A 7,786-nucleotide genomic window follows, 5' to 3' on the forward strand; every position below is an offset into this window, starting at 1 on the left:
TATACGAAGTTATTACGAGCGCATCGATCGGATAGCGCTTGCCGTAGAAGTGCCCGGGCAGGTCGAGGCAGATCAGGTCGACATAACGGATCTCGGGGTGCGCCTGCCGGAATGCGCGGACTTCACTGACCAGCGCGGGAACGACGTCAGCCATGTCTCATCCTTTCCATGTCTTGTATGGCGGTGCCGCGGCGCGGCGAACCGGATTCATGCGACGCACGGGGCAACGCATGCCGCATGTCGATCAGTAGTGCAAACAGGCTACGTGACGAGGCGACCAGCACTTCAGCCCGCCCCGCCGACCACTCAACTCAGGTGAATACCCAAATCACGCGCGTCGGCGCATCAGTCAGGTTCGCGTAACGGAAGCGCTTGTGCGCGGGAAGCTGGAATGCATCGTTCGGACCGAGCGTGACCGGCGTGTCGTCGCCGTCGATCCAGATCGTCAGTTCTCCTTCGAGCACGAAGCCGCCCTGCTCGTCGCTGTCGTCGACCGGCCGCTCTCCGCTGCTGGCGCCCGGCTCGAGATGGCTTTCGAGGATCGAGAAGCGCGCACGCATGTTCGGCGACACGAGGATGTCGGTAATGCCGGCCGCGTAATACACGGTGCGCCGCTCGTCGGGCCGCGTGACCCACCGCACGCTGCGCGGCTTGCTCAGGCTGTAGAAATACGTGGTCGGCACGCCGAGCGCCTCGCCGATCGCAGTGAGATCCGCGACCGTCGGGCGCGACAGCCCGCGCTCGACCTGCGACAGAAAGCCGACCGAGCGGCCGATCCGTTCGGCGAGATCGTTCAGCGTGATCTTGCGATGCTTGCGCAGGTCGCGGATTAGGATCGCCAGACTTTCTATCTCTTCCTGTTCATTCATGATGTGATGGATTCCGATGCAATCAGACGGTATCGCGCAGACGGTACCAGGCCTTGCCGATCGCTTCGAGCGGCGCGGCCAGCCGGTCGCCGCCGGGAAAGCGCGGGTTGCGGATGCGCTGGTACTGCGCGAGCAGGCGTGCGTCGCCGAGCACGGCGTCGGCCACCGCACGCGCGCCGGCGAGCGTCGGCAGCACGCCGTGCCCCGAAAAGCCCTGCAGCCAGAAGCGCTGTCCGTGGCGGCCGATGTCCGGCGTGCGGCGCATGCTGATGTCGATGTGACCGCCCCACGCGTACTCGAGCGGCACGCCGGCCAGTTGCGGAAACACGCGTTCGAGGTGCGGGCGCGTCGCCGCCGCGATATCGGCCGGGATGCCGCCGAGATACGTGCAGCCGCCGCCGAACAGCAGCCGGTTGTCGGGGCTCAGGCGGAAGTAGTCCGGCACGAACTGGTTGTCGATCACGCAACTGTTGCGCGGCAGCAGCGCACGCGCGACGCCGGCCGCGAGCGGCGCGGTTGCAACCTGATATGTGCCGACCGGCAGCAGCCGGCGCGCGAGGTCGCGGTCGAGCCGGTCGACGTACGCATTGCAGGCGAGCACCAGCACGTCCGCGCGCACTTCGCCACGCGCCGTGCGGGCGACGTAGCCGCTGGCCGTCTCGCGCCAGTCGAGCACGCGGCTCTGTTCGAAGATGCGGCCGCCCGCGCGCTCGATCGTCCGTGCGAGGCCGAGCGCGAGCTTCAGCGGGTTCAGGTGGCCGGCCTCCGGATCGTGAAGCGCCGCGAGATAGCGCGTGCCGCCGATCCATTCGGGCATCTCGCCGCGCTCGATCATGCGCAGCCGATCATAGCCCCAGCGTTCGGCCGCCTCGTCGCGCGCGTGCGCCAGCATCGCGACGCGCCGCGGCCGCACCGCGGCCCACAGGCTGCCGGGCCGGTAGTCGATGTCGAAACCGTGCCGCGCCGGCAGTTCGCGCACTTCGGCCGCCGCCCAGCGCATGCTGTCCCACAGCAGGCGCGCGCCGTCGCGGCCGAGCGCATCCTCGAGCGGCTGCATGTCGCACGACCAGCCGAGCAGCGCCTGCCCACCGTTGCGGCCCGATGCGGCCCACGCGACGCGGCTCGCCTCGAGCATGACGACGCGCTTGCCGGCCAGCGCAAGCCGCAGCGCCGTATGCAGCCCGCTGAAGCCCGCGCCGACGACCAGCACGTCGGCGTCGACGCGCTCGTCCAGCGTCGGCCGAAGCGGGATCGGCGCCGGGTAGGTGCCGGCGTAGTAGCTGGCGACGTGACGGTCGGACTGCATGAACATGCGGACTCCCGTGAAAATTGCGCCGAGAAATTTCATGAAAAACTAGCATGACAATTTCACGCGGGCAAGCGGGAGGATCGACGCCCGTGTCGTCATTGAAATGAAAGGCACGCCGATTGCACATGCAGCCCCGGGTCGCCCCGCCGCCGTCCGTGTCTTTTACCGTGTGCGGTCGCGGCCGATAATGAATCCGTGCACGTTCTCCCTCGCGGCCGGCTTCCCGGCGCGCACTGCCAAAGCTGCGAGGGCCGCCCCACCGCGCATCGACACAAGGAGGCACCGCGGCATGACCACGCCATTCAGGCTGGGCGACCACGTCCGCTGGAATTCCGAAGCCGGCTACGTGACCGGCACGATCATCGCGATCCACACCGCCGACTTCGACTACAAGGGGCATCGCCATCGCGCGTCGCCCGACGATCCGCAGTACGAGATCAAGAGCGACCGGACCGACCACGTCGCCGCGCATCGCGGCCGCGTACTCGAACGCATCGCCGGCAAGGACGACGCATGACGCTCCCGTTCTATACGATCGGCCATTCGAACCGCACGCTCGACGAATTCGTCGACCTGCTCGATGCGGTCGAGATCACGTTGCTCGCGGACATCCGCAAGATGACGCGTTCGCGCACCAACCCCCAATTCAACGAAGCGACGTTGCCCGATGCGCTCGCCGCCGCCGACATCGCGTACGAACACATCGCCGAACTCGGCGGCCTGCGCGGCAAGTCGCACGGCGTACCCGACGACGTCAACGATTTCTGGACGAACCGCAGCTTTCACCGCTACGCGGATTACGCGCTGTCGCCGGCGTTTCACGCGGGACTCGACCAACTGATCGCCCAGGGGCACGAGCAGCGCTGCGCGATCATGTGTTCGGAAGCCGTGTGGTGGCGCTGCCACCGGCGCATCGTGTCCGACTACCTGATCGCGCGCGGCGAAACGGTGCTGCACATCATGGGCCGCAACCGCGTGGAGCCCGCGCGGCTGACCGCCGGCGCGGTGGTCCGGGACGACGGCACGATCGTCTATCCGGATGCCGACGACGACCACGACGACGACGCACCGGCAAAAGGCGCCCAACCGGACGCGTGACGTCACGCACACGCCTGCGCCCCGGCTTCCGGCGGCCGCGATCCTGCATTACCATCGTGCGACCGTCATGCCCGCGCTCGTCCGGCAAGCGGGCCCCGCCACCTCTTCCGTTGCGCACCGATGCTCGCTCTCATCATCATCGCCGGCCTCTGGGCCGGCCTGCAGAACGCCCTCGCGGGCGGCGGTTCGTTCGTCACGCTGCCCGCGCTGATCGTGTCGGGGATGTCCCCGCTCGCGGCCAACATCACGTCGACGGTCGCCCTGTTCCCCGGCCAGGTGACGACGGGCTGGGCGAGCCGCAACATGGTGAGCGGCGTGGGCAGGCTGCCGTTTCGCGCCCTGTTCGCGATCAGCGTGGCCGGCGGCGCACTTGGCGGCCTGCTGCTGCTGAAAACGCCGTCGTCGATCTTTTCGCATCTGGTGCCGTGGCTCGTGCTGTTCGCGACGATCGTGTTCGCGTGGGGCAGTTTCTTCCGCAAGCCGGGCGCCGGCGCGCAACATCTCGGCCCCGTCGCGGCCGGGGTCTCCCAGTTCCTGATCGCGATCTACGGCGGCTACTTCGGCGGCGGCATCGGGTTCCTGATGATGGCCGCGCTGACGATGGCCGGCCTGCCGCCGCGTCACGCGATGTCGACCAAGAACGCGCTCGCGGGCGTGATGAACGCGTCGGCGGTCGTGCTGTTCGTCACCTCGCCGCACCTGCACTGGCGTGAGGCGATCGCGCTCGGCGGCGGCGCAATCGTCGGCGGCCTGCTCGGCGCGTGGGCGCTGCATCGCGTGAACGAACGCGTGCTGCGCATCGCGATCGTCTGCATCGGCGCGCTGCTGACCATCGGGTTGTTCGTCAAACCGATCTGAACCCACGCTCATCCTGCCGCAACCGCGGCAATTGATGAGCAAACCGCAAGACGTCTTTCGCATATCTCGTTTGCCGTCGCGGCCACGTCCGACCACAATCCGGGTTGTCGCGATCATCGCCCTCTCGCGGGCACCGACCGGCACACCGTGACCGCCATCACGATTCACCGCCGGCGGCCCGCACATCGCGTCACACACGCTCCCTCGACATCGGCGCCCCCGCAGCGGCGGAACGCCTGCCGCCGTGCCGCCCGATACGTTCCCGGCCAACAATAACTAGAGGTAGGAGATGCAGGACAACACGTTGAGGCAGAGCCTCAAGCAACGGCACATCACGATGATCGCGCTCGGCGGCGTGATCGGCGCGGGCCTGTTCGTCGGCTCCGGCGCGATCATCGCAACGGCCGGCCCCGCGGCAATCCTGTCGTACCTGATCGGCGGCGTGATCGTCACGCTGGTCATGTTCATGCTCGGCGAAATGGCGTCCCGCAATCCCGACAGCGGCTCGTTCTCCACGTATGCGAGCAGCTACCTCGGCGAATGGGCCGGCTTCGCGGTCGGCTGGCTGTACTGGTTCAAGTCGATGATGACGATCACCGTCGAAGCGATCCTGCTCGGCGCGATCCTCCACGATTTCCTGCCGTGGCTGCCGATCTGGGGCGGCGCGCTGTTCATGCTGGTCACGCTGATCGCGAGCAACGCGTACTCGGTGCGCTCGTTCGGCGAAGCCGAATACTGGCTGTCGTTCGCGAAGGTCGCGACGATCATCGTGTTCATGGCGCTCGGCGCGTCGATCCTGCTCGGCTTCCAGCCGCGCATTCCCGCACCGGGGCTCGTGAACCTGACCGATCACGGCGGTTTCATGCCGAACGGCATCTCGCCCGTGCTCGCCGGCGTGATGGTCGTGATCTTCTCGCTCGGCGGCAGCGAGATCGCGGCGGTGGCCGCGGGCGAATCGGAAAACCCGAGCAGGAACGTGATCCGCGCGATCAAGAGCGTGATCGTGCGCGTGATGGTGTTCTACGTCGGCTCGGTGTCGATCCTGATCCTGTGCATGCCGTGGACCGACAAGGCCAACCTGAAATCGCCGTACGTGTCGCTGTTCGGCATGGCGGGCTTCACGGGCGCCGCCGTCGCGATGAAGATCGTGCTGTTCGTGTCGTTCATGTCGGTGATGAACTCGTTCCTGTTCTCGAACTCGCGCATGCTGTTCTCGCTGAGCCAGCGCGGCCACGCGCCGGCGATGTTCGGCCGCACCAACGCGAAGGGCGTGCCGATGAACGCGCTCGTGCTGTGCCTCGCCATCTGCGTGTCGATCCTGGGCATTCACTTCGTGAGCGGCGGCGATCTGTTCCTGATGCTCGCGAAGAGCAGCGGCGCGTTCGTGATGATCGTGTGGATCTTCATCATCGTCGCGCACTTCGCGATGCGTCGGCAGACGAAGCACGAGCAACGCGACCCGACGGCGTTCCGCGCGTGGTTCTATCCGGTGTCGAACTGGGTCGCGCTGCTGGCGCTGGTGGCCGTGCTGGGGTCGCAGGCGTTCAACCCGGATTCGCGCTTCCAGTTCTGGTTCACGGTCCTGACGGCGCTCGCGATCGTCGCGGCGTACTTCCTGCGGCGCAGGCAACCGTCGTTCGGGCAGGCCGCCGGCGCGAAGAGTCGTTGACCGCCGGCAGGCCGACCGGCGTGCGCGTTCCGTTCAGCCGAACGGCCGCACGCCGATCAGCGGGCCGTGCAAGAACCGCGCGAACACGGCCCACGCGACGAGTCCAGCCACGACAGTCGCGACGTCGCCGGCCAGCCCGCCGGCCGGATAGCGGACACCGTCGCGGCGATCCCTCGCACGCGACACGACGAAATCGACGATCGACCACACGAAGAACGCGCCGAACAGCACGACCGCGTGCACGGTGCCGTTCACGAGCAGGTGCGCGACCGCCCAGACCATCGTGCCGGCCAGCATAGGATGCCCGACGAGCGTCTTGATCCGGTTGCGCGGCACATACGACGCGGCGATCAGCACGAACGCGACCGCGGTCAGCATGCCCGTCAGGTGGCGCACGCCGACCGGCGACACCCACAGCAGCGTCGCGCCCGCGCGGGCGATCCCGTACCCCCAGATGATCAGCACGAAGCCGACGATCGACGCGATCGCGTAACCGCCCTTCCAGCCCTTCTCGCCGATCCGCTCGATCGTCGCGGACCGCCAGCCGTCGGCGACGATCCGGATCGAGTGCACACCGAGGAAGATCGCTAAACCGAGAATCAGGACGAGCATCGGCTGTCTCCGTCTGGAATGATGAGTGGGGAAGCGTGCCGCGCGGCGTACGGTGCGCCGTTCGCGGGGCCGGCGACGAGGCCGGCGCGGGTCGCGCGAGGCACGGGCGCAACCCGCGCCGATCATAAACGCCGGCGGCGCGGTTGTGAAGCATGCAGGACGTGCGGGGCGTCAAGCTCGATGCGTTCGGGCGCCGGATCGTGCGCGCGAGTCGGCCGCGCAGCGTACGGGTCGGGAGCGACAGGCGAGTCGGAAAGTAAGGAAAGCGAAAATCGCGAGGTCGTCGCTCCTCGTGATGGGGACTACGTCTGCTTACGCTTCGCCACGCGTTTCGGTGCCGGTGCGGGCGATGATTTCGATGCCGGTTTCGGTTTCTGCGCCGACGCCGGTTTCGATGTGGATTTCGCCGCCTGCTTCGTTTTCTGGGCCGACGCGGGTTTCGTTGCCGGTTTTGTTGCAGGCTTCGTCGCCGGTTTCGATAGGGGTTTCGTTGCCGGTTTCGTTGCCGGGTTCGTTGACGATTTCGACGCCGGTTTCGGCGCAGCCTTCACTGCAGTTTTCGGCGCGGCTTTCGGCCCCGCCCCAGATACCGTCTTCGACGCCGCCCTCGCCTTGCGCTTCGGCGGCCCGGCCAGCAGCGCCGCGCGATACGCGCTGCGACACCAGTCGAACAGCGCACCCGCGTCCTCGAGCACGTCGGCCGGCGTTTCGTAATAGCCCTCGAGCGAGACGGTACGCGTGGGCCGCGCATACGAGAACGGCCCCATCCCGGCCGCGACGAACGCCGAGCGATTCACGTCGTCGACCCGCAGGAACAGCGACCCGCGCGACAGGAAACCGAACATCACGCCGTCGAGCCGCAAGGCCGCCCCGCTGAAGAACCGTGCAACGGCGACCGTACCGAGCGGCGCAAGCTGATACGCGATTTCCTCGCCGTGCGCCTTCTCCGCCTGCCAGCTCATGCGGATGCCTCGCAGCGCCGCGTCCACGCATCGAGTTCGGCCGCGTCGAAACCGACGGCCGTCGCGCTCTCGAGAATCTGCCGCCACGTCGCACGGTCGACCGGAATACCGGCCGTGCCGCGTGCGGCGCGGCTCGCTTCTTCAGGTTCGCCGGGCACTTGCACCGGCGTATCGCCGGCCTGCGGCGACGCCTTCGCCCACGCGACGAACGCATCGGCTTCGCGTTCTGCGTCGGCCGCGTCGAACGCTTTCGGATCGATCAGCACCGACAGCATCCCGTTAACGATCGCGCTCGTCTTCTGCAGCGTATCGCCGTACGTCGTATGCCCGCCCACCAGCGCGCCGCCGAAGATCTCGCACATCGCCGCAAGCGCACTACCCCTTGTGCAACCCGAACGGCAGCAACGCG

8 protein-coding genes and 3 pseudogenes are annotated in these 7,786 nt (G+C 67.6%); 4 read left to right on the forward strand and 7 right to left on the reverse strand.

The features are described from left to right. The 3 genes and pseudogenes from JMF90_RS14840 to JMF90_RS14850 form a co-directional block, all read right to left on the reverse strand. Nucleotides 1–154, reverse strand: a pseudogene (locus JMF90_RS14840) (glutamine synthetase); the annotation flags it as partial. Nucleotides 155–311: 157 nt separating this feature from the next. Further along, the gene (locus JMF90_RS14845) at nt 312–869 is read right to left on the reverse strand and encodes a helix-turn-helix domain-containing protein (protein WP_012339657.1); all 558 of its coding nucleotides are present in this window, start codon (nt 867–869) and stop codon (nt 312–314) included. A gap of 22 nt (nt 870–891) precedes the next feature. Further along, nucleotides 892–2,181: an FAD-binding oxidoreductase gene (locus JMF90_RS14850; RefSeq protein ID WP_012339656.1), complete on the reverse strand. Its 1,290-nt coding sequence runs from the start codon at nt 2,179–2,181 to the stop codon at nt 892–894. Between the two features lie 286 nt (nt 2,182–2,467). Between JMF90_RS14850 and JMF90_RS14855 the strand changes: the two genes are divergently transcribed. From JMF90_RS14855 to JMF90_RS14870, 4 genes are all read left to right on the forward strand, one after another. Continuing rightward, the gene (locus JMF90_RS14855) at nt 2,468–2,695 is read left to right on the forward strand and encodes a DUF2945 domain-containing protein (protein WP_012339655.1); all 228 of its coding nucleotides are present in this window, start codon (nt 2,468–2,470) and stop codon (nt 2,693–2,695) included. Next, nucleotides 2,692–3,276, forward strand: a complete 585-nt coding sequence (locus JMF90_RS14860) for a DUF488 family protein (protein WP_078041572.1) — start codon at nt 2,692–2,694, stop codon at nt 3,274–3,276. Before JMF90_RS14855 ends, JMF90_RS14860 begins: the two co-directional genes overlap by 4 nt. A 120-nt stretch (nt 3,277–3,396) precedes the next feature. Then, complete coding sequence (locus JMF90_RS14865) at nt 3,397–4,134, forward strand: sulfite exporter TauE/SafE family protein (RefSeq protein ID WP_006480809.1); 738 nt, start codon at nt 3,397–3,399, stop codon at nt 4,132–4,134. Nucleotides 4,135–4,423: 289 nt separating this feature from the next. After that, a complete protein-coding gene (locus tag JMF90_RS14870; protein WP_012339653.1) occupies nt 4,424–5,803 on the forward strand; it encodes an amino acid permease in 1,380 nt (459 codons plus the stop codon). 33 nt (nt 5,804–5,836) lie between these two features. On the opposite strand, the gene JMF90_RS14875 is transcribed toward JMF90_RS14870, so the two are convergent. The 4 genes and pseudogenes from JMF90_RS14875 to JMF90_RS14885 form a co-directional block, all read right to left on the reverse strand. Continuing rightward, nucleotides 5,837–6,415: an NnrU family protein gene (locus tag JMF90_RS14875; protein WP_011547246.1), complete on the reverse strand. Its 579-nt coding sequence runs from the start codon at nt 6,413–6,415 to the stop codon at nt 5,837–5,839. Between the two features lie 312 nt (nt 6,416–6,727). Continuing rightward, nucleotides 6,728–7,078 carry a hypothetical protein gene (locus tag JMF90_RS40050; protein WP_041489365.1) on the reverse strand — a complete coding sequence of 117 codons (351 nt, stop codon included), beginning with the start codon at nt 7,076–7,078 and terminating at the stop codon, nt 6,728–6,730. Between the two features lie 35 nt (nt 7,079–7,113). Next, nucleotides 7,114–7,377: pseudogene (locus JMF90_RS40055) on the reverse strand (TfoX/Sxy family protein); the annotation flags it as partial. After that, nucleotides 7,374–7,786: pseudogene (locus JMF90_RS14885) on the reverse strand (Ldh family oxidoreductase); the annotation flags it as partial. The pseudogenes JMF90_RS14885 and JMF90_RS40055, both read right to left, overlap by 4 nt.

The sequence above is a fragment of the Burkholderia sp. E168m23 genome (genome assembly GCF_016586125.1).
In the GTDB taxonomy this organism is placed as follows: Bacteria; Pseudomonadota; Gammaproteobacteria; order Burkholderiales; family Burkholderiaceae; genus Burkholderia; species Burkholderia orbicola.